Annotated in this window: 23 protein-coding genes; 1 reads left to right on the top strand and 22 read right to left on the bottom strand. The window is 29.6% G+C overall.

Annotation, left to right across the window (positions count from 1 at the left end; translation table 11 throughout):
• Positions 1 to 17 precede the first annotated feature (17 nt).
• The 9 genes from LPC13_RS02905 to LPC13_RS02865 all read right to left on the bottom strand — a co-directional run bounded on the left by LPC13_RS02905 (position 18) and on the right by LPC13_RS02865 (position 9557).
• Entirely contained in the window at positions 18 to 1811 is a 1794-nt protein-coding gene (locus LPC13_RS02905; protein ID WP_234088576.1) for a putative phage tail protein, read from the bottom strand.
• Positions 1798 to 2859 (bottom strand): baseplate J/gp47 family protein, encoded by a 1062-nt coding sequence (locus LPC13_RS02900; protein ID WP_234088575.1) that lies wholly within the window; start codon positions 2857 to 2859, stop codon positions 1798 to 1800. Before LPC13_RS02900 ends, LPC13_RS02905 begins: the two co-directional genes overlap by 14 nt.
• Positions 2859 to 3269, bottom strand: coding sequence for a DUF2634 domain-containing protein (locus LPC13_RS02895; RefSeq protein ID WP_234088574.1), 411 nt, complete (start codon positions 3267 to 3269; stop codon positions 2859 to 2861). Before LPC13_RS02895 ends, LPC13_RS02900 begins: the two co-directional genes overlap by 1 nt.
• A gap of 73 nt (positions 3270 to 3342) precedes the next feature.
• A complete protein-coding gene (locus LPC13_RS02890; protein WP_234088573.1) occupies positions 3343 to 3876 on the bottom strand; it encodes a DUF2577 family protein in 534 nt (177 codons plus the stop codon).
• A 17-nt stretch (positions 3877 to 3893) separates the two neighbouring features.
• Positions 3894 to 5006: an XkdQ/YqbQ family protein gene (locus LPC13_RS02885; protein ID WP_234088572.1), complete on the bottom strand. Its 1113-nt coding sequence runs from the start codon at positions 5004 to 5006 to the stop codon at positions 3894 to 3896.
• A gap of 11 nt (positions 5007 to 5017) precedes the next feature.
• Positions 5018 to 5671, bottom strand: coding sequence for a LysM peptidoglycan-binding domain-containing protein (locus tag LPC13_RS02880; protein ID WP_234088571.1), 654 nt, complete (start codon positions 5669 to 5671; stop codon positions 5018 to 5020).
• 72 nt (positions 5672 to 5743) lie between these two features.
• Positions 5744 to 8818 carry a phage tail protein gene (locus tag LPC13_RS02875; RefSeq protein WP_234088570.1) on the bottom strand — a complete coding sequence of 1025 codons (3075 nt, stop codon included), beginning with the start codon at positions 8816 to 8818 and terminating at the stop codon, positions 5744 to 5746.
• Positions 8819 to 8916: 98 nt separating this feature from the next.
• Complete coding sequence (locus LPC13_RS02870; RefSeq protein WP_234088569.1) at positions 8917 to 9081, bottom strand: hypothetical protein; 165 nt, start codon at positions 9079 to 9081, stop codon at positions 8917 to 8919.
• 77 nt (positions 9082 to 9158) lie between these two features.
• The gene (locus tag LPC13_RS02865; protein WP_234088568.1) at positions 9159 to 9557 is read right to left on the bottom strand and encodes a phage tail assembly chaperone; all 399 of its coding nucleotides are present in this window, start codon (positions 9555 to 9557) and stop codon (positions 9159 to 9161) included.
• A gap of 238 nt (positions 9558 to 9795) precedes the next feature.
• Between LPC13_RS02865 and LPC13_RS02860 the strand changes: the two genes are divergently transcribed.
• A complete protein-coding gene (locus tag LPC13_RS02860; RefSeq protein WP_234088567.1) occupies positions 9796 to 10374 on the top strand; it encodes a hypothetical protein in 579 nt (192 codons plus the stop codon).
• A 60-nt stretch (positions 10375 to 10434) separates the two neighbouring features.
• Here LPC13_RS02860 and LPC13_RS02855 read toward each other — a convergent pair whose 3' ends face one another.
• The 13 genes from LPC13_RS02855 to LPC13_RS02795 all read right to left on the bottom strand — a co-directional run bounded on the left by LPC13_RS02855 (position 10435) and on the right by LPC13_RS02795 (position 24156).
• Complete coding sequence (locus LPC13_RS02855) at positions 10435 to 11289, bottom strand: hypothetical protein (RefSeq protein ID WP_234088566.1); 855 nt, start codon at positions 11287 to 11289, stop codon at positions 10435 to 10437.
• Between the two features lie 70 nt (positions 11290 to 11359).
• Positions 11360 to 11578 (bottom strand): hypothetical protein, encoded by a 219-nt coding sequence (locus LPC13_RS02850; protein ID WP_234088565.1) that lies wholly within the window; start codon positions 11576 to 11578, stop codon positions 11360 to 11362.
• A 157-nt stretch (positions 11579 to 11735) separates the two neighbouring features.
• A complete protein-coding gene (locus tag LPC13_RS02845; protein ID WP_234088564.1) occupies positions 11736 to 16472 on the bottom strand; it encodes a DEAD/DEAH box helicase in 4737 nt (1578 codons plus the stop codon).
• A 247-nt stretch (positions 16473 to 16719) separates the two neighbouring features.
• A complete protein-coding gene (locus LPC13_RS02840) occupies positions 16720 to 17148 on the bottom strand; it encodes a phage tail tube protein (protein WP_234088563.1) in 429 nt (142 codons plus the stop codon).
• A 53-nt stretch (positions 17149 to 17201) separates the two neighbouring features.
• Positions 17202 to 18263, bottom strand: a complete 1062-nt coding sequence (locus LPC13_RS02835; RefSeq protein ID WP_234088562.1) for a phage tail sheath subtilisin-like domain-containing protein — start codon at positions 18261 to 18263, stop codon at positions 17202 to 17204.
• Between the two features lie 14 nt (positions 18264 to 18277).
• Positions 18278 to 18742 carry a phage tail terminator family protein gene (locus tag LPC13_RS02830; RefSeq protein WP_234088561.1) on the bottom strand — a complete coding sequence of 155 codons (465 nt, stop codon included), beginning with the start codon at positions 18740 to 18742 and terminating at the stop codon, positions 18278 to 18280.
• An 8-nt stretch (positions 18743 to 18750) separates the two neighbouring features.
• Positions 18751 to 19137 (bottom strand): HK97 gp10 family phage protein, encoded by a 387-nt coding sequence (locus tag LPC13_RS02825; RefSeq protein ID WP_234088560.1) that lies wholly within the window; start codon positions 19135 to 19137, stop codon positions 18751 to 18753.
• Between the two features lie 2 nt (positions 19138 to 19139).
• Positions 19140 to 19475 carry a DUF3599 family protein gene (locus LPC13_RS02820; protein ID WP_234088559.1) on the bottom strand — a complete coding sequence of 112 codons (336 nt, stop codon included), beginning with the start codon at positions 19473 to 19475 and terminating at the stop codon, positions 19140 to 19142.
• A gap of 12 nt (positions 19476 to 19487) precedes the next feature.
• A complete protein-coding gene (locus tag LPC13_RS02815) occupies positions 19488 to 19910 on the bottom strand; it encodes a head-tail connector protein (RefSeq protein ID WP_234088558.1) in 423 nt (140 codons plus the stop codon).
• 61 nt (positions 19911 to 19971) lie between these two features.
• Complete coding sequence (locus LPC13_RS02810) at positions 19972 to 20850, bottom strand: phage major capsid protein (protein ID WP_234088557.1); 879 nt, start codon at positions 20848 to 20850, stop codon at positions 19972 to 19974.
• A 26-nt stretch (positions 20851 to 20876) separates the two neighbouring features.
• Positions 20877 to 21449 (bottom strand): DUF4355 domain-containing protein, encoded by a 573-nt coding sequence (locus tag LPC13_RS02805; protein ID WP_234088556.1) that lies wholly within the window; start codon positions 21447 to 21449, stop codon positions 20877 to 20879.
• 142 nt (positions 21450 to 21591) lie between these two features.
• Positions 21592 to 22902, bottom strand: coding sequence for a phage portal protein (locus LPC13_RS02800; RefSeq protein WP_234088555.1), 1311 nt, complete (start codon positions 22900 to 22902; stop codon positions 21592 to 21594).
• A gap of 33 nt (positions 22903 to 22935) precedes the next feature.
• Complete coding sequence (locus LPC13_RS02795) at positions 22936 to 24156, bottom strand: PBSX family phage terminase large subunit (protein ID WP_234088554.1); 1221 nt, start codon at positions 24154 to 24156, stop codon at positions 22936 to 22938.
• Positions 24157 to 24160: the final 4 nt, after the last annotated feature.

The raw sequence follows: 24160 nt of genomic DNA, 5'->3' as shown, positions 1-24160 counted from the left end.
TTTACATATATATACTATTAGCCAATAATCTTATAACTTTCTCCCAGGTTTTCTATTTGCCACTCAAATAAGGTATCGCCCTTATTGTAAGTAGAATCTACTGTAGTTAGTGTTCCAGTTACTCCAAATATTATTTTTCCTTTTTGAATGTTTTCTGCTTTTAATTCTGGCTCCTTCGCTACAACATAATCCCTTTCTAAACATATATTATTGATTGAAGTTCCATTAGGATACTTATAAATGTTATTATAGAATTCACTAGGGCTGTATGTTTCCATGGTTCCTACTACCTTTTCTAATCCATTATAAGTCTTTTTATATGCTACCTTACCTTTTACTAAATATTGTGGCAAATCACCTGTAGTAGCTGTATCTAAGCTTACATTAGTTAAATTAGCAGTAGAATCTACAATATCTACAAAGGAGTTATCTACAGTAGCTCCACTATTCATAGCAGCATGGTTCTTAGTTGATTTTGCTAACTTATTCTTACTATCAACAAAGTTATTAATAACTAAATCAATAGATTCATTATCATAGCTTCTACCATTAGTAATAGTCGTAAGCTTATTTCTCTTTTTATCTGTTAATAGCATAGTATTTAACGTTTTGAACTGACTATTAATATCAGAAGTATTACTAAAGCCTAAAGAACTACTCCATACTAAATTCCCATCTATAACTCTATTATCTGATTCAATATCATCATGTAGATTATTTACTATAAGTTCATCTTTAAGTCTATCTACTGTTTCATAATCATAATTAAACTTATCTATATGAAATTTAGATTGAAGTAAGTATTTAGTCATGTATCTGTATTTATCAAAAACATCTGGTTTATTATTAGCTAAGAAGTCTTCAAAAGTAAATAAAAGGTTCATTTCGTCCCAAGTAATAGCATGTTCCCTAATATCATAGAAGGTAGAAACAAAGAATTTATTTTTTAATAAGATATGAGATGGCATTATATTATTTAAATCTAATAGAAGTTGTTTTCTAAGACCTGTATCAACATTAGAATTTTGAGGAAAAGTTAAAGAATAAACATAAGTATCTTCTTCATTAATTTTTATTTCAAAACCATAAAGTTTAGCTAAATCTAAGATGGTTTTATTAGTAACACTAGTTATCGGCATTAATCTTGATTTAATAATAGTTCTTCTTCTATCATAATCATCAGCAGAAGTATCTAATATTAACACTTTGTCAAAAGAGCATCTTTCATATTTAGCATATGGATCAGCATTATAAGGAAATAAAGTAAATCTAATAGTATGATAACCAGCATTTAAATCAATTTTTTCAAAGAATACAGTTTCATATACTTTAGATTGATAGTCTAAATAGTTCTCAGTATATTTTACGCCATCTATTAAGATTTCAAAACCAAAACTTTCAGTAGAAACAGAAGACTTATACATCTTAAAACCAGTGCCATAGAATTTAAATTCAAACCAATTCTTCTTAGTAGAATCAGCTCTCATAACTATACCATTTAGATCATTACTGAATTTACTATCTTCATCTCTTAAATCAACTCTTTGCCATTCACCAAAGTATTTAATAGTAGGATCACTTTCTTGAATGTAGTAGCTAGGAATATATCCATTATTAGCTATTCCTAAGCTTCTTTCCCACCAACTTAATCCCCAAGTTGCTGTATCTACATTGAATTGTTTTAATATATCTTCTTGTACTTCATCTATTAAGTTTACTTCTCGATTCTTAGATGTTAATAATTCTTTAACATATGGATCTTCTGCTATAAAACTTGGTAATTGACTTAACATATTATTAGTTGTAAGCATATATATCAATCCTTTCTAATTCTGCTATTTCAGTAGATGTAAGAGCTAAATCTTGTCCACTACTTAAATTATTTATTTTTACATCCTTATATTCTGCTATTTCAGTTATGGATTCTAATATTGCAATTATTTTGTTATAACTAACGGTTTCTTTAACAAAAGCAACCTCTTTTATATAAGCTTCTACTTTCTCAGTAATAACTTCTCTTATTTCATCAAAAGGTCTTGAACCAAATTGTTTAACACTAATGCTCAAAGTAAAAGGAACAGTAGTAGCTGTATCTACAGTAACCGCTACACCTATTGGTCTATTTTCTTCTATATTTTCAAGCACTTCTGATATTAAAGCAGAATTAGCAGGTTTCTTATTTGAATCAACTATAACTACTTTAACAGTTCCTGGTCCCTCCCAAACAGGTATAACCTTAACAGCACCTACGCCATTAACTTCATATGCCCAGTCTCTATAATGTTGTGCATTACCAGAAGCAGATGGATAATTAATCTTTTCAAATGTTCTAGTTCTTAGTTCTTCATCAGTTTCTAATAATCTTCCACCAACAAATCTTTCGCTATTTTCAACTTTAGTTACTCCACCTATGGATGTATTTAAGCTTTTAATAACATATGATTCTATATTGTATTGTTCTCCTGCTGATATAGCTTGTACTTTAACATCTACTGATTCAGAAATAATGGTAGCTTCTTCAATAGTTTCAAATTGAAGACCAGATATAGTTGATACAATTGTGCTAGTAGGTATTCTAGTACCTGCTGTCCCATAAAAAGTAACAATACCAATAGCTTTTTGAGAATCTTTTCTTTCAACACCAAACTCAAGCGATTTATTAGTAAGTCTTTCACCTTCTGCAGTAACTAAGAAAGCTTGACTAATTGCATAATCCATTTGACTATATAATCTGGCAATCTCATTAGCACTAGGACTAAGTAAGTCATGAGTAAAAGTACCTTCAGCAGTATCTATACCATTAGATATAGATTGCTTCATTCTATTAAGTATAAAACTTTCATTAATATTCTCAAACATTATATATTTACCTCCATAGTAGTATTTCCATATTTGGTTACAGCAACAAAGCTTAATTCCACTTTGTCTTTACCAATATTGGCTTCAAATTCTTCTATCTTAATTATATTTTCATTATCAAATAAAGCCTCTTCTGTCATTCTTTTAGCTTCACTCGTTAATGCAGCGGCACTAAAACCGCTACCAATTAAATCTTCATAATCTTGCCCATAATTAAAACTATAAGCCATATACTTCCCTCTTTGAACTAATAAAGTCTTAAATATCCATATCTTAATAGCTTCTAATCCTTCTGCCCATTGTGGACTACCATTAACCAGAGCAATTTTTCTCTCGGCAAAATCGTATTTATATTCTCTTGGTATAGACTCTGTAGTATCTGTACTTTCTTCTTTATATAAGTCGAACATATTAATTCTCCTTTCTTAATTTCACTCGTTAAAATTTCCGAGTAAGATTTTAACCAGTCAAAAATTGACCCTGTTATATTTTAGCTATAACTACATAGCTTTGTTTATCATTACTACTTAATACCACAACTATATCTCCAGCTTTTATTGCCCAATCAGTATATTCTATAGAGCCAGTAAAGCTACCAGTACCAACTACACTATTTAAACTACTTGCAGTATGACTATGAGAACCATGATTATGGCTGTCATTGTTTATAGTAGTCTTAACTGATACATTAACTGGCTCTAGATTTCCATTAGTTACTGTAGATGTAGCTGTAAGTCCTATGCTTTTACTAGGCATATTGTAACTACTGATAGTAGGAATATATGCAGTATTTAATTTTATATTAAAGCTACCATTTAATTTAGCTTGTCTCGTATGTGGCTTTAAATGTTCAGCCACCCTAACAAATGATTCATTAAGTTCTAACCCATCTACTCCAACAATAAGAGGATTTATAGACTTTATAGTTCCTAATTTAAGTCCTGGTGGATTATTAACAGCTCCTTGTAAAGCCATAATACCTAATAAATCACTATATGGATTATTAACCGTTGCCATAATATCTTCCTCCTATCTTAACCTGGGTTAACATCTGCACCATGCCCAGGAATATTAGTGTGATACCAAGTGTTTAATGTAGCATTATTTTTAATTCCAGAATCACTTCTTGATGAACTATCACTTGAATTATCTCCACTATCATTTTTTTGTAATTCTTCTTCAAGCTCCTTTTCATCCATTAAATTCTCAAAGTTTAAAGTAAGTGTCATATTATGAACACCTTGATTCCAGGTATGACTATCACTATCTATATAAAACTTGCCTATAAGACCTGTATGTTCATCTCTAACATAAACAATATTTCCTGCAATACAACCTGGATGCCCAAATGCTTTAGCTTCTGCCTTTCTCTCCAAATCAGAAAGTTGTTTCTTAGCTAAAGCTCTATTATCTTTTTCTTCTTCATAAGTCAATGTTTTTTGAAGTTTACCATACTTATTTATCCATGTACTGTTTTGTTCAGTAAGAACTATAGTTCCATCATCTGATTTATAAACTATAACACTATTAATCATCTTCTCTAAAGATTGGTCATATTTAATGTTTTGTAAATTATATTTTGGGTCAAGTATTACATTAGCTTGAGATGTTCCTTTTTCTATTACATGAAGCTTACCATTCATCATTCTAGGCATATATTTTTTACCATTTTGTTTAGATGCATGTGTATATGAAGCTTGAATAACATCATAAGGAGTTTGTCCTAAAGCAATATAATTTCTACTGCATCCTGTAGAAGCTAAACTTCCTGCAGTAATATTAAATTCACTACATAATTGTTTAGTAACAGCTTCTGGAGTAACACCAGTATATACTTTAGCAATTTGGCTCTTAGTCATGTAGATTAAATCATCATAGCAAGTTATCTTTAAAAATTGAGAAGAACTATCTATATTTTTCGACCAAACTATTCCTCTGAACAATTCTAAATCATATTCATATAACCTAACCTTATCTCCTACTTCTATATTAACTCTGTCATAATTCATATCATTAGTAGGGTAAAGAATACCTATATCTAAAGTCCTAGCAACTTGTTGATAATCTCCAGACCAAGTTATGCCATCTACATAATCAGTAATATCATAGGAGACATTTGATTGATTTTTGTATAATATTATCTTCATATCTAATCCTCCTATGGTATTTTTACTATTTCCCCACGATAAATAATATTTGGGTTTCCAGATTTCATAGGCTTATTAGCATTCCATATAGTAGACCACTTAGAACCATCTCCATAGTATTTCTTGGCTATTCCCCATAAAGTGTCATTGGCACCTACTGTATGAGTTCTAGTACCTACACTTGTAGCTTGATTAGTTATGCTAGGTTCTGTTTTATTAGATGTAGTTTGATTAACTATAACATTATTATTTTCTATTACTTTAGGTATAGTAACCTTTCTATATTGTCTAAAGGTAATGATAAAATTAACATCATTGATACCATTGTCTACACCATAATCAAATTTATCTATAAGACATTCCATATTAATATCAGTATCAGTAATTAACAACTTAGTAGTTTTACCACTATCTCTCCATCTATTAATCATTTTAACAACATCCCAAGGCTCTCCATAAGAACATTTATATTTTCTACCAGTCTTAGGATTAGGAAAGAAAGATTGAATTGTAATAGTATCCAAGTTTTTAGGCCCCCATAGTGCTAAATCTCCAGTTTTATAAACATTAACATCTTGATGATTATGTGAACTTGTTAGTGTAAATTCAGAAGGAGGAGCAGGTAGTTGATACTTTTCATTACCTTGTATAAACCAAAATTCCATATTAATTCTCCTTTCACTTTGTATAGAAGAGAAAGCATTTTTACTCTCTCCTCTATACAAATATATATACTTCTAAATAAAAGATTTTACAGAAGTATTCTCCAAAGTTTCTTTAAGTCTTTGAACTACAAGTCTAGCAGTAGCATCTGGATCTCCACTACCATTTACACTAATAGATATTGTATTAGTAATATTCCCTCCAGTACCTAAAAGACCTGCATCCATTTGAGTAGCTTGTCTTGATGTTAAGATTCTTTCACCTTCATGTAGAGAAGCTTTATATCCATCATAAGGAACTCTATCTTTACCATAAGCATTTTGAGAGCTATCATCTTCACCACCAAACCAGTTAAATGGATTCCATTTAGAATCTTTAACTTTGTTCATCAGATTGCTAAATCCTTCTACAGCTTTATCTAGCCATCCACATATTTTTCCAAGAATATCAGCTATTCCTTCAAAGATTGGATCGATTATATTCCATAATTCTTCAACTACTCCTGCAATTGGAGGCCATGCTACTACAAATATATCAGCTATTAATTGTGCTAAAGAACTAAATAAATCTAGTGCAGGTTGTAGATTGTTCCATACATTTAATATAGTTTCTTGAATACTAGGCCATATATCAGCAACAGTTTGTCCTATCACTTGTATGATTTGGTCAACAGCACTAAATACTGGTTGTAACTTTTCAACTACATCTTTAATTATTTGAGCAGCTACATCTATAACACCTTGGACTACAGGCCATACTGCTATAGCTGTTTCTTTAAGTGTATTAAATATTGGAGCAACAAGCTCTAATATTGGTGCTAATCCAGAAATGATATCAGCTATAAATTTAGCTGTTCCTTCTATAATTCCACCCATGCCACCAAAGCTTTCAGAAGCAGAATCAAATAGTTTACCATACTGTTCAATTATTGTATCAAAAACTGGTGATACAGCCTCTCTTAATTTTTCTGCAGCATTTAATAAGTTTTCTATGATAGGGAAGTTAGAACTATCTCCTGCCATTAAATCACCTATAAATGAAGCAATAGTAGAAAATGCTCCAGTAAACTTAGTTGCAAAATCTCCATTAATAAAGTCAATAGCTTTTTCTAAAGTATTTTTCAATATATCTTGAAATGGAGTAACTGCATCAACCATCATTTGTCTGAATTGACCTGTGAAAGTAGACCATCTACCTGCCAAAGTTCCAGCTAAAGCATCTGCTCCACCATCAAATGTTTCAAATAAAGCTCCTCCAGAAGATGTCATCTTGCCAAATGCAGTTAATAATTGTTCATTAGTTAATGAATCTGATTGTCCTGGAACTCCTGCAAGAGTTTTTAATTCATCTTGAGAAATCTTAAAACCAAACTCTTTCATTCTCTCTGTTTCTCCTACAGCTAAGTCAGCTATAGCTTCTGCAGCATCACTCATAGTCTTACCTGGATTTAATGCTGCCATATCTCCAACTAATTTAACCATTTTTTGAATTTGACTACCATCTGTACCATATCCAAATATTTGTGTCATTCTATTAATAGCTGAATACACTTCTGCATTACCAAATGGAGTAGAATTAGCAAATTTAGTTCCCCAATCAAATAACCCAGTAGCTCTTTCTTTAGCTTGATCCATAGTAATAGTATTAGTACCATTAGTTTTAGCATCATCTACAGATATAAAGTGTGTCATAGAAGTAATGTATTGTTCTTGAGTAGCCATATCTTTAACACCAACAGCTACTGCTGCAGTAAATGCTGCTGCTATTGCTTTAGCAACTCCACTAGCTATAGATTTTACTTTATTAAATGCAGAATTTAAACCACTAACTATTGCAGAACCTGCTGCTCCTGCTGCAGATTTAAATGCTGACATAAACTTAGAAGCTGCATTTTTAGCAAAATTAGTTACTTTAGAGAAAGCATTTTTAATTGGTTGAGGTATTGCACTAGCTACTCTACTAGCTGCACTCTTAACTGAATTGAATGCAGAAGATATTTTTGATTTTATAGCATTAGCAACTGTAACTATAGGCTTAATTGCTTTTGTTGCAAAATAAGTGAAGAAATAAACTCCTCTATCACAAGCGTACTTGAATGAATAAGCTAATTGCTTTGCTTTATTACTAATAGCTTCGATTTTAGATATGGCTGTTTGCTTTAAGTCGTTGAATGCAGTTTTACCTCTTTGAATCATTTGTGAGAAAACACTATTATTCCATTTTTGTCTAACCCATTCAGCAGCAGTTCCTAATGCTTGTTTCGCATCTTGAACCATTTCTTTAAATGCTGATGCAGACCAAGCAGCCATTTTAGCAGTAGATGATTGCCATTCTCTAAAGAATCCTATATCACTAGGAGCAGTTTTCCAATTTTTTAAAGGATTTAATTTGCCTAACTCTTCCAACTTTGTCTTTTGATGTTCAATCATTTTGCCTAATTTTCCATCAATATCAGCGAATATACCATCAGAGTCAATACTTATGTTCCCCCATCTTTGAATCGCACTTCCAATTCTTCGAGATCCAGAAGCCATTGCATCAGCAAATCCACTTGTAAAACCTGTTCCAAGTCTTTTTGCAACATTCATTATACTTGACCCCATATTTTTTAATCTGTCTAATATAGATAGATTGTTAGTATTTGTACTAACAGGAGTATTATTTACAGTAGTATTTCTTCTTAAAGCTGCTACACCTGCAAGTCCAACTCCTGCACCAGCTAAAGCACTAGCACCAGAAGCAGCTTTCATAAGTCTACTTGTATTAGCTATAGCTGCCATAGTATTAGACATAGCTTGTAATTTAGGTAAAGAAGCTGATAATCTTGTACTTAAACCTTTCATGGATGAATTTATAGTAGAATTCATCTTATTAGACATTTCAAACATATTTCTGCTTATATTGTTCATTGTCTTAGTCACATTTTCAGTGGCTTCTATCTTAATAGTTTTAGATTTAGGTGTAATTCTATTTATATTAGCTTCTACATTTTTAAAACTTGAACCAAGTTTAGCTTCTACTTTAACAGTAGTTTTAGATATATTATTTAATTCAGTCTTTAATTCTTTTGTCTTTTTAACGGCTTGATTAAGACTTTCTATTAAACCTTTATTCTTTAGCAGCAATTCTGCTGCATATGTTTTTGCCATATCAATCATTTCCTTTCTTAAATTTAGTTAATTTTAAATATATAAAAATAAGAGGCACTAACTCTCTATTAATGAGAATCAACGCCTCTTTATATATGTTAGCTTAATTGCACGTATAACATATTAAATAATAGTTGCCCTATAAGAGAATATGGATCTTTACAATCTTTAACCATCTTAGCTGCATTTTTAAACTGCTCTTGATTGTCCTCTTCTCTTTTTTCTATAAATACTTTTAATATATCTTGATCTATTAATTCCATATTAAAATATTCACTAGGCTTATTTATATAATTATGTTTCCATAACCAATAAGCATGATAAAACTCAACATCTTCTACTACTTTTTTTTAATTTTCTTTTTCTCCTCTGGAGTTAACTTAGAAATATCCATAATAGCTTCTGATAACTCCATTATTTCACCAGTTAAAAACATTTTATTCATTAGCTCTTTATAATTAGGTGCATTAAAATGTCTTTGTAATTCCTTATCAGTAAGTTTTGGGTCAATAAGTCCCATTTTAACAGCTAATTGAGCTGCCTCTATACTTGATTCAGCAGAATGATCTCCAGTTTCTCTCAAAATCTCTTTAAACTGATTCATATCTATAGCTTGTACAGTACATAAAAATGGTTCTCCTAAAGCTTCTGATAATCTTGTAAGTTCAACTTCCTTAGTAGGCTTTTTAAACTTATCTGTATTGCTTGATAATAATAATGATAGTGCTTTATTTGACATATTATTGTCCTCCTAATTTTTATCCTCTATTCATATCTATATATATACTTTTCAGTTATTTTTTTGTACCTTCATAAAAAACATATAGGTTATTAAAAATACTTTCAGCTATTTATTTCTAAATATAAGATAAATTTAATCTCTCATATCTTATATTTTATTATTAAATTCTACTTATATTAACAAAATTATCATTTTATAGTATAATATTGTTAATACTTTTAAGGAGGATACTACTATGGAAATACTTGATTACAAATTAGATTTAATTGAATATAGATTAAAAGGATTTAATAAATGCCTTGGTTATATTAATACACGTCCACTTCCTGATAGAGTTATAGAGCATCTTTTCAAAAAAATGTGTGAAAAACAACCCTGGGAAGTAAGTTATGTTGATAGTTGGGGTATGCCAGAATATGATTATTCACCAAAAAAATTCTTTATTCACTTTGTTTCAATTGATAAAACAGTTCAAAAATTAGATATTTTTTATGATATTATAGAATTGGATACACTAGCTTCAGTATATTATGGACAAGAAACTTTAAGATTCTATGTAAAACATGAGAATGGTGATTTATTCAAATCATTTGAGTATACACGCTATTCCAAAGAAACTAAACTAGATTATGTTTTAAATTATAGTGGTGAACTCATCGGTGCCATTATTGAAGTCATTCCTCAAAAAGAAAAATCTACTTTAAGAAGTTCCTCTTATTCAGATTATGATATATATTCCACTGATGACTTTATGAGAGATAATGGTTATAATCCTGATAATGATACAATAGAAGATATGTATAATTTAGATTAAATATAAAGATCAGACAAGCTATATTTTATTACTTGTTTGATCTTTATATTTTCCAACCTTTTATTTTAACAACTCTTCTAATATCTTTACTTTTTCTTCATCACCCATACTTTTAGCTACGTTTAATACTACTTTTATTAACTTCCCATTTGGCTCTAATCCTAAAGCTCTCTTTTCACTCCAACCTCGTTTTAATCTTAAATCAACTAAATCTCTGTTTAAATTAAGCATCCTACACCAATCTGCAATAGAGCTGCCTCTATAATAATGATTATTGCTTCTGTTATTTGCTTGTTCTAACTTAGTTGCCCATCTACAATTTTCATAATTATAATTCCCATCTACATCTATTCTATCTAAAGTAGTATCTTTCTCTCCATACATAGAAACATGTTCTTCATATTCTTCTCCCATATCTTTATAGAATTCTTTAAAATCCTCCCATCTTGGATCATATGTTATCCCCCTTCCACCATATCTATGATAATTATGATAATTTTCACTATTACATCTATATTTCATAGAACACCAAGACCTATATATACTCCTATACCTCATTCCATGTTCTATTCTACCTTCTCTACATCCACAACTTATTACAGATTCATTTTTAATAGAAGTATATAAAATACTTTTCTCTGTTCCTGCTTTACAATCACATTTACATATCCAATATGTTTTTCCATTTCTTTTTCCATCATACCTAATAGCAGTTAAATGTCCTGATACTAATCCTGTTATATCATCAAATCTACATCCACAAGTTTTATTCTTAGGTTTTCTTTTTGTTAAATAATCATAACTCCTGATACATTTATTATTACCACAATCACATTCACATAAATATGTCTTATCTCCATTATCTTTTAATACTCTTAAATGTCCTATTTTTTGTCCTATTTCTATTTTTTTCATTATATACACCACCTAATTAAAATTAGATGTTCTTATAGTTATAGTTAACAAAAAGTAGGCTTACTAGAATCTACTCTATTAAACCTACTTTAACTTTTTCAGCTATTACATCTGGTAATAACCTTATTAAATATTCTTTTTTTATATTATTAGATAAAGATATTTTTTCAACAACTATAGCTGGTTCAATATGGTCTTTCATTATTAAATCTAACATATCCATAATCAAATCTATTCTAGTTTCTTTATCTAATATATCAGTTTCAGTAATATATTTTCTTTTATCCATATGAAACACCTCCATATGAATTCTTGCCAATATATATATAACTATTCAATATTTCACAATAAACTTAATTTTGCTTTTTTTATTAACGAAGATCTACAAACAAAGCTTCTAGTTAACTTGATACAAAAATGTATTCTCTATCTTTTACATTAATATTTTATTCCAGATTATTATCTACAACTTCAAACTTTGGTAAGTTATTAATCAAATCTACAGTTTGAATTGATACATTAATTATTCTTAATAATAAATTAAATATGTACTGTTCATCATCAGAAAATAAATTAGGATCATCAACAATTCCTGATGCTTTATCTATTTTTACTTGATATTGATCCATAATCCATTCGATAGCTGATTTTCCATTAACAACATACTCATATGCCTGTATTGGTATATTTGAAATTGTAATATCATTATTAAATATAATCTTATCTAGTTCTCCCTTTTTAGGATGTTTCATTTTCTGAACCTTATATGAAGGATTAATCTTTGTATCTATTTTAACATTCAAATATGGTTCTACTTCTTCGTAATTCAAATGCAAATTAGCTAATTGATATCCTGTCTGAATATATTCTTTTTTGTTCTTTAAAATAGGAATTCTAGGTATTTCTTTAAATAAATCATTTTTATATACTTTCTTATATTGTGGAGAATGTAGAACTGCATATATATAATAAAACAACTCTTCTTTATTCATTCCAAAATGTTTAACAACTGAATCCACTTCATTATTATAATAATCCCTATTCTCATTTAACTCTTTATTTATCTGATTAACAAAAACTTTTCCTGTATCCATAAGATGAAAATTAGGAATATAATTACCCATAATTACTGAAAATTCTCTCTTAGAGCCTAATCCTAATGTTTGTATATATTTAAAGTTTTTATGGTCAATATTAAAGTTATGATATTTGCTAGGCATTTCAATAATATCATTTTGATAATATAACCATTTCTTACAGAAAGGTCTATATTGACTTAAAACAACATTACTACTATCAGCATTAATAATTTGCGATTTTTTAAATTTATTTTTTAATGCTCTACTCCAATTTATAAATGTTCCATTAGTATTTACTAAATCAATATTACCACTTTGCCCTATATTTTGAAGACGTTCAATTTCTGAGTTATAATTTTCAATCATATACTCAGCATTTTTAATTGTTTTTTCCTTGGAGAATCCATAAACCCAATAATCTCTACTAGTTGTAACTCCAATCATCATTTCATTGAATATCTTATTGTTTAATTCAGAGTACAATGGTAAATATGATTGAAAACTATCATCTCTTTGATTTAACCAATCATTATTTTTATCGGGTATTATTTTACTCCACGAAATCGCATCAATTGTTTTTAGCCTAGAAATAGTCTCTAATTTTTCATTTCTTCCTAAATAATCTCCTATATCATGATAATAAATTTCGTGCTTTTCAGATTCATCTTTAACAAGTATCGTAATAGCAACGGAAGTTCTACTTCCATCTCCAAATATATTACCAGCTTCTTTTCTTCTTTGCTCTCCAGCTGTTCTAGCATCTCCTCTAAGATTAAAAATATAAATATAATTAAATTCATCATACCAGCATTTTCTTAGACCATCAGTCGCTTGACTATCTATAAATGATCCATTTGAAATAAATCCTATAACACCTTTTTTCCCAATTCTATCAGCCGCCCATCTAAATGCTCTAATATAGCTATCATAAAGAGTTTTTTTCATTTTAGCCTTAGTATATTTAGCATATGTATTTGCTATTCTTTCATCTAAACATGGGTATTCATTATTGGCATTATTATCATTTTCATTGGATTGACCTGCTGAATATGGCGGATTACCAATTATCACATATATATCTTCTTTCTGTTGCCTTTCAATTCTTTTATTATTTTCCTTTAACAATTCATCATCATATCTCGTATTGCTTTCAGTTGTTTGAAATGTATCAGTCAATACAATTCCTTCAAAAGGCTTATAATCACCTTCTGTTACTGAATGGAAAGTTTCTTCAATATTAATTGCTGCAATATAATAACTCAAAAGTACAATTTCATTAGCATGAAATTCTTTCATATATTTTCTTAATAAATCTTCCTTAGAAATCAATCCACTTTGTAATAATCTAACTATAAATGTACCAGTTCCAGTAAATGGATCTAGTATATGAATTCCTTCCTCGCTAATATTTTTTCCAAAATATTTTTTTAACACATCATTAATAGATTTAATAATAAAGTCAACAACTTCAACAGGTGTAAAAACTATTCCTAAACGCTCAGTTGTTTCTTTGAATCCTGTTCTAAAGAACTTATCATATAACTGAATAACAATGGCTTGCTTTGCTTTAAGATTATCAATTCCTTGTGCTCTCACACGAACACTTTCATAAAAGTCTTCTAAACATTTTTGTTCTTTCATAAGTCCGTTCTCATCCATAACTTTTAATACAGAATCCATCGCTCTTGAAACAGGATTATCTTTAGCGAAACTATAAGTTTCAAATAATGCTTCAAATATTGGTTTTGTAATTAAATGTTGTGCTAACATCTCAATTGCTTGTTGCTCTGAAATAGAATTATTAATGTTATGTCGCAATTCGGCTAAAAACTTATAAAATTCATTATACTCCTTACTATTTGTATCTTCTATCATTATTTTAATACGCATAATATGTTGTTGAGCAATTTTGGCAACATCTTTCGACCACTCTTCCCAATATCTTACATTACCAACTTTTTTAACTATCTTCCCATATATTGCACGTTCTACATCTGAAATTTCTTCCTCATTAAAATTAAATGCTATTTGTTCGTCTTTACCTGTTTGAATTTGAAATCCGCCTTCACTCTCATCCGGTGCATCTCCTACACCAATAACTTCTAATTGTTTAGGTTTATTCTTGTTTAATTCTAATTTATTAATTATTGCATCAAAACGCTCGTCTATAGACCTTAAAGCATTTAAAACATCCCATACAACCTGATATCTTTCATTTTTATCCAATACCGAATTTTCATCAGCACCTGCTGGTATTCCAATTGGAAGAATAACATAACCATATTCTTTTCCATCAGCTTTACGCATGACACGACCTATCGCCTGTGCAATATCAATACGTGATTTACGTGGTTTCAAAAACATAACCGCATCTAAATCTGGAATATCAATTCCTTCTGTTAAAAATCTAGCATTAGACAGAATACGACATGTGTTAGGAGGTACATAAGCTTTAAGCCATGATATTTTCTGATTTTTCTCTAATGCATTCATTGACCCATCTGCATGATCTATTTCTACCTTCACTACTCCAGGTTTGTACTCCCCGCCATTAAGATAATGATCTACAACTTCAGTAAACATTTCCTTTATTAATTTTGATTCTCGAATTGTTCCTGCAAAAGCAATAGCACGTTTCATTGGATTATATTCAATTATATTTGAATTACTCTTACGTTTAATTAATCCATTCCAGCAACCAATAATCTTGGTAACATCATCAAATTCGAGTTCATTGTCTTTATTATTTGCAAGCAGGTTTTGAAACTTACGAGCAATAACATTTTCATCCACAGCTAAAACCATTACTTTATAATCGGTTAATATACCATTCCTTACTGCATCCCCAAATCCAATTCTATAAAACTCTGGTCCATATATCTCTTCATCATTCATATCAGCTATAACTATTGACATTTCAGTAGCTTTTTTTCTTGCATCTTCACCGTAAATTCTCGGTGTAGCAGTCTGATATAAACGTTTTATTCCCTTTACATTATCTTTATTATGTATTTTTACAAACGCACTAGCCTCCTTTCCACTTTCTGTTGCCCCAGTAGTACGATGGGCTTCATCACAAATTATTAAATCAAATTCATAGAAGTCATTCTTTTGTGCTTCAATTATTACATCTATAGATTGATATGTAGAAAAAACAACCAAAAATTTACTTTTATTGTTTGAAGCTTCTAGTTTTCTTTGATATTGTAAAAGTTTACTGTAATCAGTAGTTGCCGGATATCCTAAATCAACAGCAGTTATATCTTCGAGATCATTTTCACCTGTTGTATTTTTTGTTACTTTTCTATCTGAGCATACTGCAAAAGTATCCATATCATCATTATACTTTGAATCTGCTGTCCAACTTCTTAGTGATTGTGAAAGTAACTGAATGCTAGGTACTAAATATAGTACTCTAAATACTCCCTCTTTTTGCTCCGCCATCTCCTCAGCTATTACCATGGAAGTATATGTCTTTCCTGTTCCAGGTGCCATAATCAATTTTCCTCTATCATTATATATAAAACCATTAATTACAGCTTCTATTGCTGGTATCTGATGTGGCCTAGGTTTTTTTGATGATTTTAGCTTAACTTGTTCTGGTTTTTCAAATGAAAACTTCGACCAATCAATTTGACTATAATATAATTGTGATAATCCAATTCTTACAATGCTTTTATCTCTATTTAATAAAGCTTGATTAGCATTTTTGCTCCATTTATCAGTTGTAGTGATTATTATACCCTCAGAATAGTAGCTTTTACCTACTTCATTCAAAAATGAATCTATATGATATTTTTGTATTCTCGTGTCCTTTGAATAATACTTACATTGAATTGCAACTAACTCTCCATTCTCCCTATTTAATGCTACTAAATCTACCCCTGTATCGGCCTTTGGAATATTATATTTCTCTGGTACATCCTTTAACATCCACACTTCTTCAAATAATCTAGCATACATAGGTTCTGTTTTAAAATAAGCCTTTACTAATATCTCAAATAATGTTCCACGATCACGTTGGCTCATATCTTTGTGTTCTAACTCTCTAATAATATCATCAAAGGTTTTATTGTCCATTTTATATTGATTTGATTCCTTCATTGTTACCTCTCTTACATACTTTTTCTAAAATATATTTATAAATTATAAATATGTTAAATATTCCGGCTATAATCACTAAAATATTTAATTTAATACATATAAAAAAAGAATACTCTATTAACCAAAAATTTTCAACTATTCTGCATTTATACTCATTTGTGTATTAATATTATATACTATTCTGTTACTAACTAATCTTTAATTTAAAATAAAAAAGACCTGCATTTTCTGCAAGTCTTAAATGTTATTATATTGAATCTAAATAATCATAATTAGAAAAACTAAATGGTATTTCAAGCTTCATTGTAGCTCCAACTTCTAAATCAACAATTGTTAAATCATCAAAGCATACATCCTTTAGTACAACTCTTTCTTGTCCATCAACTGCTGGATCATTCAATTTATATATTAATGTATAGTATCTTTCTTTACCAGTTTTCATTGTATCAGCAACAGCTTTTTGAAATCTGGTAGATACTTTATGCATTGATAATGAACCTGAACCTTTATATCCAACTACTTTTCTATGTTGAAAAAGATCACCAGCAAACTTTAAATCTTCTGTTTGAAACTCAACTTTTGCTTGTAATGCTGTAGCTTCTGCTACCATTTCATCATCTAACCAGATTTCAACAAATGTTCCGTTCAATACATTTTGTCCTTTTAAATTGCCCATTATGAGTTACCTCCGTACTTCTATTATTTTAGTTTCTAAAAATAACTTTCACATTATAAAGCTATTATTATTTGAATATCTTCCATAACATCTAGTGGTCTAATAGTAGCTTTTAAGAATACTTTATCTCCAGAATTGGCTTCTTTAACTTCTACATCGCTCATACCATCAACATATCTGTTATTAGCCTTTAAGTAAGATATCTTAGAATCTAAGTCATATTCACAAATATTTTGTCCACTTGCAAGTAAGCTTTCTTTTTCTAATTCAGAGAAGTACCCATTAATTGCAGATATTAAAAGACAAGTGTTATCATAACTATTCGCTACTCTACCTATATAATTATCTTCTGCAGTATATCTTATATCATCAGATACTAAATCTAAGATATCTATAAGCTTTATCTTTTTAAATTCTTCTGGCTTATCTTCTGAAACAGTTGTTAAAGAATTAATAGCTCTTGCTATTTTGCATTTTCTACCATCATTAACAACTATAAGTTTACCAGCATCAACTGCAGCATCTTTTTCTTCATCAGTTAAAGCAGGAACATCATCAACTTCAGCTAAAGTGAAGAATGTAGCTGATGTATTCATTGGAGTACCAGCTAATATACCAGCAATTCTTGCAGTATATTTAGAAGCAGTATAAGTTTTGGAACCAACTACTATATTATCAGTAGCGAAGTTTATAATACCTTCATGATTAGCTGCACAATTAGGTAAAACCGCCTTTATTTTCTTTCTTTTATTGTCTCTTTGAGCCTTAACCCATCCTGCAACTGATTGAACATCAGAAGTAGTAACACCTGGAACAGCTAAGTAATCAAATGTTAAAGTTTCTAAAGCTTTAAATGCCTTAGTGTAGTCAGCTTCACTAGTAGCAATTACAGAAGCAATTACTTTTCTTGGAGCATTAGTTCCACCAATGAATGCATCTTGTATATATTTCTTATTATCAGCTGATAAACCTTCTGGAATATCTGAAACTGAATCAATGTGATAAGTGCCAACTGCTGTATCTTTAAGAATTAAAGCAACAATCCCTCTATCACCTCTTTTAACTGCATTAGCAGCAATGCCTTTAAATATTACACTTACTTTTGGGAATGCCATTATAAGTACCTCCGTTATCTTTTAATTTTGCTATGAGTATACTTCATATGAAGTTCTTGCATAAGTTCATATAACTCTGTAGAACTTAAATGAGTATCTGTAATTGCATATCCAAACTCTAATCTTAGAGTCATATATAAGATATCATCTCTGATTAAAAATTCAGTAGATGTAATTTTCTTATAATCTTCTTTATCAACCTTTAATGTTCTGTAAAAAATCCTTTCTAATACATTCCACACAGGATATATTTCCAATGTAGATACATTATTAAAATCATCTTTTTTACCAAAATACATTATTTGAAATGTCATTTGTCTATTTTGTGCTGTAAAGTTCCAATCTGTATCTCTACTATTCACAAGCTCTATATAAAAACTTGGTCTAACAAAGCCTTGTGGTAAATTATCTATATATATTGGACATTTAGGATATTCTTTTGCTATAGTTTCACATATAGCATTTAATATATTAATCATATAATCACCTATTTAAATATCGGTAAATTTTCTATAAAGTCTTTAGCTTGTCTATCTAATTTAGATTCTGCATTGTTCATCCCATTTTCAAACATATGAGATCCTTTTATAAATTTAGTTTCTATCATCTTATCAAGAACAGGAACAAATCTCTCCTCTTGCATATGTCCATATTCAACATCATCAGCGTAATCTTCACTAGAATCTATAACTGCTTTATTACCAAATATAGTTGCTTGTATACTATTTTTAAGCTTTCCTGTTTTAACAGGAGTAACAGCTTGAATTTCTTTCTTAGCTGTTTCAGCCATATCTTCTAAAATCTTTGGTGTTTGCTTTTCTATATAATCAATAGCTTTTTGTAAATCACTTATTACTGAATCTAATCCACTCATAACTAAGCCTCATTTATTATAGATAATTCTACTTCAATATGATGATTCATTGGTTTATACACTAAACCAACTAAATACTTCTCATTATCTACATATATTACATCTCCAGTTTTTATTTCAGTATCTATTTCAAAATAACCTCTGAAATTTATAGATATTTCTTTATGACTTTCAGTGTTATATATGTAAGATGAACTTTTTCTGGTTAATCTACATGGATATTCTATTTCTTTCTTTATTGATTCTGGACGATTATATTTGTTATCATATGATGTTTCTATCTTTATAATTTTAGCTATTTGATACAAAGTAGATGCAAATATCTTATCTTTATTCATATTTGTCACCTCTTAATAAAATCTTACATGCCTATAATTAACTAATTCTTCATCATATTTATCTAAATGAAAAGTTATAGAATCTGATAAACTTGTAGTAGTATATGTTGTTGTCTTATTTTCGGTTGAATATTCTACCTTATAATCACCTATAGTTACAGATTTAATTGGTCCACCTGGTTTAATTTCTTCATCTGTTACTTCATCACTTACTACCGTATGATTTGGTTCATAGGATATATATACATCTGCTGCTATTTGTGCTATCAATAATTGAAAATCATAATCTTCTAATACTTTAATATTATCTTTATCTATATTACATAATGCTTTTACCTTCGCTATTACTAACTCAATTACTAATGATAATAATTCATCTTTACTATAATCATTTACTTTTATCTGTAACAATCTCTTTACATTATTTAATATCATTTATTCAACCTCCCTATTTAGGTTGTATATGAAGAAGAGGGATTATCTCCCTCTAAATTAATTACTTACTTCTTGTAGCTTTAGCTACTACTGGCTTTAATACACCAAATGCTTCTGGTTTTATTACTAAGAATCCAACTCTCATAGTAGCTCTTATTGCAACCATATCTTGTTCAAATAAATTTATATCTCCAACTGTACCTTCTTCTGAAACCTTATATTCAATTTCATCTAAAATACCAACATAAACTTTATCAAAATCTCCAGCTATTAATTCTGCTTTACTTCTATCAAAATGCTTAGTATAAACAATTGCTTCTCCATGCATTCTTGCAGGTTCTCCACTTACCTTATCTTCCACAACATAATTTAAAGCTGCAGTTTTATCATTTCTTATCTTAGCTTTTAACGTTCTTGGAGCAATAAACCCATTTGGTTCTAAATCTTCCGCTTCAATTAATCCCATTAAGTTAGAAGCATCTTCAAATACTTGACCTGTAGCAGTTAGTGCATTACCTTCTGCTAATTCAAATATAGATTTTCCTTCACCATAAAACTCACTTGAATCAAATAAAGTACATGAATCAATTTTTGCTGCAAAAGCATTTGCTATAGAAGTTCTAACCTCTTGAGGAATATTTATAATTCCATCTGCTAAAGCTTCTCTTGTAGCTGGTACTATAACAGCAACTTTCTTAGCTTGTAATTCAATGTTCTTCCATGAAGCCTTATCTACAGTTATTTTTTGACCTTCACCAATAACATAAGCACCAGGTTTATCTAATTCCACAGGGAATTCCATAGTAGGTGCATCCATTTCCTTTACTTGTGCTAATTGAAGCATTACTGAACCTTCAGCAACATCCTTTATAATTTCTGTTGTTAATTCTGCAGGTATTAACCCTTGAAGTTCTTGTGTTGAAATATTATTTGTAGCCATCTTGTCTACCTCCGTATAAAAATTTCTTATCTTACTCTTTTAGATTTTATAGCATCCATTAGGCTTTCTCTTTTTTTATTAGAAAAACCACCTGTTCCACTTTTAGGCGACGGTGTAGCAATTCTTTCATTAACTTGCTTATTTACAGCATTATCAAATAGCTCTTTTAACTTAGCTATATTATCTTTTATTTCTTCTGCTGTATTTGCAATTACATAATTCGCAAATCTTGAATCTAATCCAGTTAAAACTAATTCTCTTTCAGTTTGATTTAAAAGCCTTTCCTTTTCTAATTTTTCTTTTTCAGCGAAAAATTCTTGCTTCTCTTTTTCGAACTTAGCCTTTTCTCTCTCAGCTGCTGTCATTTTTGCTAACCTATCAGCTTCCTCAACAGCTTTAGCTTTTTCCGTCTTAATTATTTCTAATTGTTGCTCTTTCCACTTCTTATGAGCTGATGAAACTCTTCTATCTCCCTCTCTTTGCAGTAGAGCTTCTAATTCCTCTTTAGTTTGTGGTAATACTACTTGATTATCTATACTTTCCATCCCTTCTAATTGAGTTACATCTTGTCCCTCTTGTGAAGTTATATTATTATCCATCTTATAGTCCTCCATATTAAATATTATGTTGAGTTAAAAAAGGAGATTGAAAGTAATATCCACTCTCCTTGCTTATTCGTTTATATATATATACATTATTTTTTATTTATTTCACTATTAGTTTGAAATTTTAGTTTTTAACTTATTGAATACTACCTTTTATACCTATCGCCACTCTATTAGGATCTTCAATAATTGTTACTTTACTTAACACATCAGTTAAAGCCTCTTCTGTCATAGTATCAACAGTTAAGCCAATCATTGAAAGAATTTCTGCATCTTCTTTAACATTTGTAGGTAAATTCCTTGAAAATCTAAGACTAAATGAATTTGAATCTTCAACTATATTCTTTTGAATATTTAAAGCTCTCAAAACTAACCGTAACCTTTGGAATAAGCCTTGCTCTAGTTTTCTTTCCTTAGCTCCAATTAATTGTTCAAATCCCCACGTTCTTTGCTTTATAGCTACACCTGAATCATTAGTATTGGTTTCTGTATCTACAAAATTAGGAACTTGAGAAAACTTATGAATATTGTCAATAAGCTTGTCTAGGTGGGCGTGTACAGAATCTGTATTTAAATCTTTAGTAATAAAATCTACTCCTGCATCACATGATTGAGTTGTAGGTAATACAAATGCTCCAGTTTGTCTAAATTTAGCTAAAGTTTTATCATCTATCTTACCCATTCCTTTAAGAACTAAATATGCATTTCTAAAATATTCTATCTCATCTGAATCTGCTGATATTACCTTATCAAAATCATCTATTAAACTTAATATTTTTTCAAAATCTCCAGTTAATTCTTCATTATTCTTATAATGAATTATAGGTACTTGACCAAATATATGAGTATATTCTTCTTCAAGAACAAATGAATTCTTATTAGCTAAACTATAATATTCAATAGTACTATCAGTATAAACTTCAACTTTTTGTATCTCATTACTATATATATCAATTACATCATAATATCTTATGCACATTATTGGTTTTGGTTTTAAGCTATTATCATAAATCAGAATAGTTTCTTCAGCAGGAAGTTGTACAAACTCTATTTCTTTATCTTCATTTATATACACATACTCAAAAGCCTCTCCACATATACTCATAGTCTTTAAAATTTCTGAATTTAAATCTTCTTCATCATTGCTATAATAAATATCTAAAACCTGCTCTAATAGCTCTTTATTCTCGCTAATATATTTAACTGGTTGTCCAAGCAAGTATCCTTGAACTGTATTTACTATTAAAGCTGGAAATGGATTTATTACTCTATTATTAGGCTTAAATTTATCACTTTTTTTGCTTACTATGGCATCATGCTTTCCTTCATAATACCTTTTTAACTTTTTAATTCTTGATTTATAATTTTGCTCATGATGAAATATTAAAGTTTTAATAACTTCTTTTCTATCTTCTTCTAAAATTGATTTATTAAATTGAAATATCATATATTTACTTTCCTCCATATTCTACAGAATTATTTAAAACCCTAAGCTACTTAAATCATATGCATAAGCTCTAGTGTCAAAATCAAGGAATGTCTTACATGCGTATCTAAGAGCATCACAACAGTCATCATTTAACTTAATAACTACATCTTTTCCTTGAGATATTGATTTTTTATCATCCCAACTATATGTGTAAAACTCTTTAATCAAATTTTTACAACTCTTATGAACGAATAACCTATTCTCTCCTATAAGTTGTGTAACTAAGGTAATTCCATCAACTACTTCTTTATTACAATCTGTCGTATAAATACCTCTTTTATTAAACTCAAGAATTAAAGAAGCTGCAGCACTATCTACAGTTATTCCATCTACTGAATATCCATCTATAAAGTTAATAAATTCATCTGCTAATTCTGAATTAGTCCTATTTGATTGACAGAACTCCTTTATTACATATACTTCTCTATCTTTAACTCCAATCATTATAAAAGTAGCAGGGTGAGTTACCCCATGGTCTACTCCAACGTAAATTTCATCAAACTCTTCTGGAAGTTCCTCCACTATACATTCATCTGTAAAGTTGTCATATACTATTCCTTCGGCCAATGCCCATTGACCGAGTACATTTCGCTTATAAAATACGCCAGTATAAGTAGTTTCCGCTTGTTTTATATATTCTGGATTTGTTTTAACAAGATAAGGATTATCATACATTAAGAAACGCCAATGTTTAATTAATGGCTTCATATTAGGGTTTTCAAGATATTCTTGCTTTATGAAATGATAAGGGCTATCTGGGTTACAGTTCCAAAAAAGCATAGAACCTGCTACTGAACAACGCCCTATAAGCTGTTCAATGAATGACTTTGGAAATAGAGTAACTTCATCACAGAGAGCCCCTGCAAGTGTCATACCTCTTATTTTATTTTCTGAACGTTCATCTGATGCTCCTATACAGATTATCTTTCTACCTGCTATTTCAAGTTCTCCAGTTGAACCATTATATTTATAGTTTCCTTCTCCTACTAGATCAAATAATCCATTTTCAGTCTTCAATACATTACGCTCTAAAGTTCTAATAGTCTTACCTGCCATAAGAAGAGTTCCTTTAGGTCCATTTACTATATAATCAAGCCATCTTAAATTAAAAACGAATGTCTTACCACTTCTAATAGCTCCATCGGCTATATTAATTCTTGCATCAGATGATAATAAGAAATGTAACTGCTTTTTACTTAACTCTGGTTTCATAGCA

Origin of the sequence: Clostridium celatum, from assembly GCF_021412605.1 — a bacterium.
Taxonomy (GTDB): domain Bacteria; phylum Bacillota; class Clostridia; order Clostridiales; family Clostridiaceae; genus Clostridium; species Clostridium celatum.
The sequence above is the reverse complement of the archived record's forward strand: the minus strand, read 5'-3'. Positions and strand labels throughout refer to the sequence as shown.

Coding starts and splice junctions, on each gene's coding strand:
- LPC13_RS02800 (WP_234088555.1), bottom strand. CDS start 22,902: ATGATATTTCAATTTAATAAATCAATTTTAGAAGAAGATAGAAAAGAA.
- LPC13_RS02835 (WP_234088562.1), bottom strand. CDS start 18,263: ATGGCATTCCCAAAAGTAAGTGTAATATTTAAAGGCATTGCTGCTAAT.
- LPC13_RS02810 (WP_234088557.1), bottom strand. CDS start 20,850: ATGGCTACAAATAATATTTCAACACAAGAACTTCAAGGGTTAATACCT.
- LPC13_RS02845 (WP_234088564.1), bottom strand. CDS start 16,472: ATGAAGGAATCAAATCAATATAAAATGGACAATAAAACCTTTGATGAT.
- LPC13_RS02905 (WP_234088576.1), bottom strand. CDS start 1,811: ATGCTTACAACTAATAATATGTTAAGTCAATTACCAAGTTTTATAGCA.
- LPC13_RS02880 (WP_234088571.1), bottom strand. CDS start 5,671: ATGGAATTTTGGTTTATACAAGGTAATGAAAAGTATCAACTACCTGCT.
- LPC13_RS02855 (WP_234088566.1), bottom strand. CDS start 11,289: ATGAAAAAAATAGAAATAGGACAAAAAATAGGACATTTAAGAGTATTA.
- LPC13_RS02895 (WP_234088574.1), bottom strand. CDS start 3,269: ATGTTCGACTTATATAAAGAAGAAAGTACAGATACTACAGAGTCTATA.
- LPC13_RS02805 (WP_234088556.1), bottom strand. CDS start 21,449: ATGGATAATAATATAACTTCACAAGAGGGACAAGATGTAACTCAATTA.
- LPC13_RS02885 (WP_234088572.1), bottom strand. CDS start 5,006: ATGAAGATAATATTATACAAAAATCAATCAAATGTCTCCTATGATATT.
- LPC13_RS02825 (WP_234088560.1), bottom strand. CDS start 19,137: ATGAGTGGATTAGATTCAGTAATAAGTGATTTACAAAAAGCTATTGAT.
- LPC13_RS02840 (WP_234088563.1), bottom strand. CDS start 17,148: ATGGGCAATTTAAAAGGACAAAATGTATTGAACGGAACATTTGTTGAA.
- LPC13_RS02865 (WP_234088568.1), bottom strand. CDS start 9,557: ATGTCAAATAAAGCACTATCATTATTATTATCAAGCAATACAGATAAG.
- LPC13_RS02795 (WP_234088554.1), bottom strand. CDS start 24,156: ATGAAACCAGAGTTAAGTAAAAAGCAGTTACATTTCTTATTATCATCT.
- LPC13_RS02815 (WP_234088558.1), bottom strand. CDS start 19,910: ATGATATTAAATAATGTAAAGAGATTGTTACAGATAAAAGTAAATGAT.
- LPC13_RS02850 (WP_234088565.1), bottom strand. CDS start 11,578: ATGGATAAAAGAAAATATATTACTGAAACTGATATATTAGATAAAGAA.
- LPC13_RS02875 (WP_234088570.1), bottom strand. CDS start 8,818: ATGGCAAAAACATATGCAGCAGAATTGCTGCTAAAGAATAAAGGTTTA.
- LPC13_RS02890 (WP_234088573.1), bottom strand. CDS start 3,876: ATGGCAACGGTTAATAATCCATATAGTGATTTATTAGGTATTATGGCT.
- LPC13_RS02820 (WP_234088559.1), bottom strand. CDS start 19,475: ATGAATAAAGATAAGATATTTGCATCTACTTTGTATCAAATAGCTAAA.
- LPC13_RS02900 (WP_234088575.1), bottom strand. CDS start 2,859: ATGTTTGAGAATATTAATGAAAGTTTTATACTTAATAGAATGAAGCAA.
- LPC13_RS02870 (WP_234088569.1), bottom strand. CDS start 9,081: ATGGAATTAATAGATCAAGATATATTAAAAGTATTTATAGAAAAAAGA.
- LPC13_RS02860 (WP_234088567.1), top strand. CDS start 9,796: ATGGAAATACTTGATTACAAATTAGATTTAATTGAATATAGATTAAAA.
- LPC13_RS02830 (WP_234088561.1), bottom strand. CDS start 18,742: ATGATTAATATATTAAATGCTATATGTGAAACTATAGCAAAAGAATAT.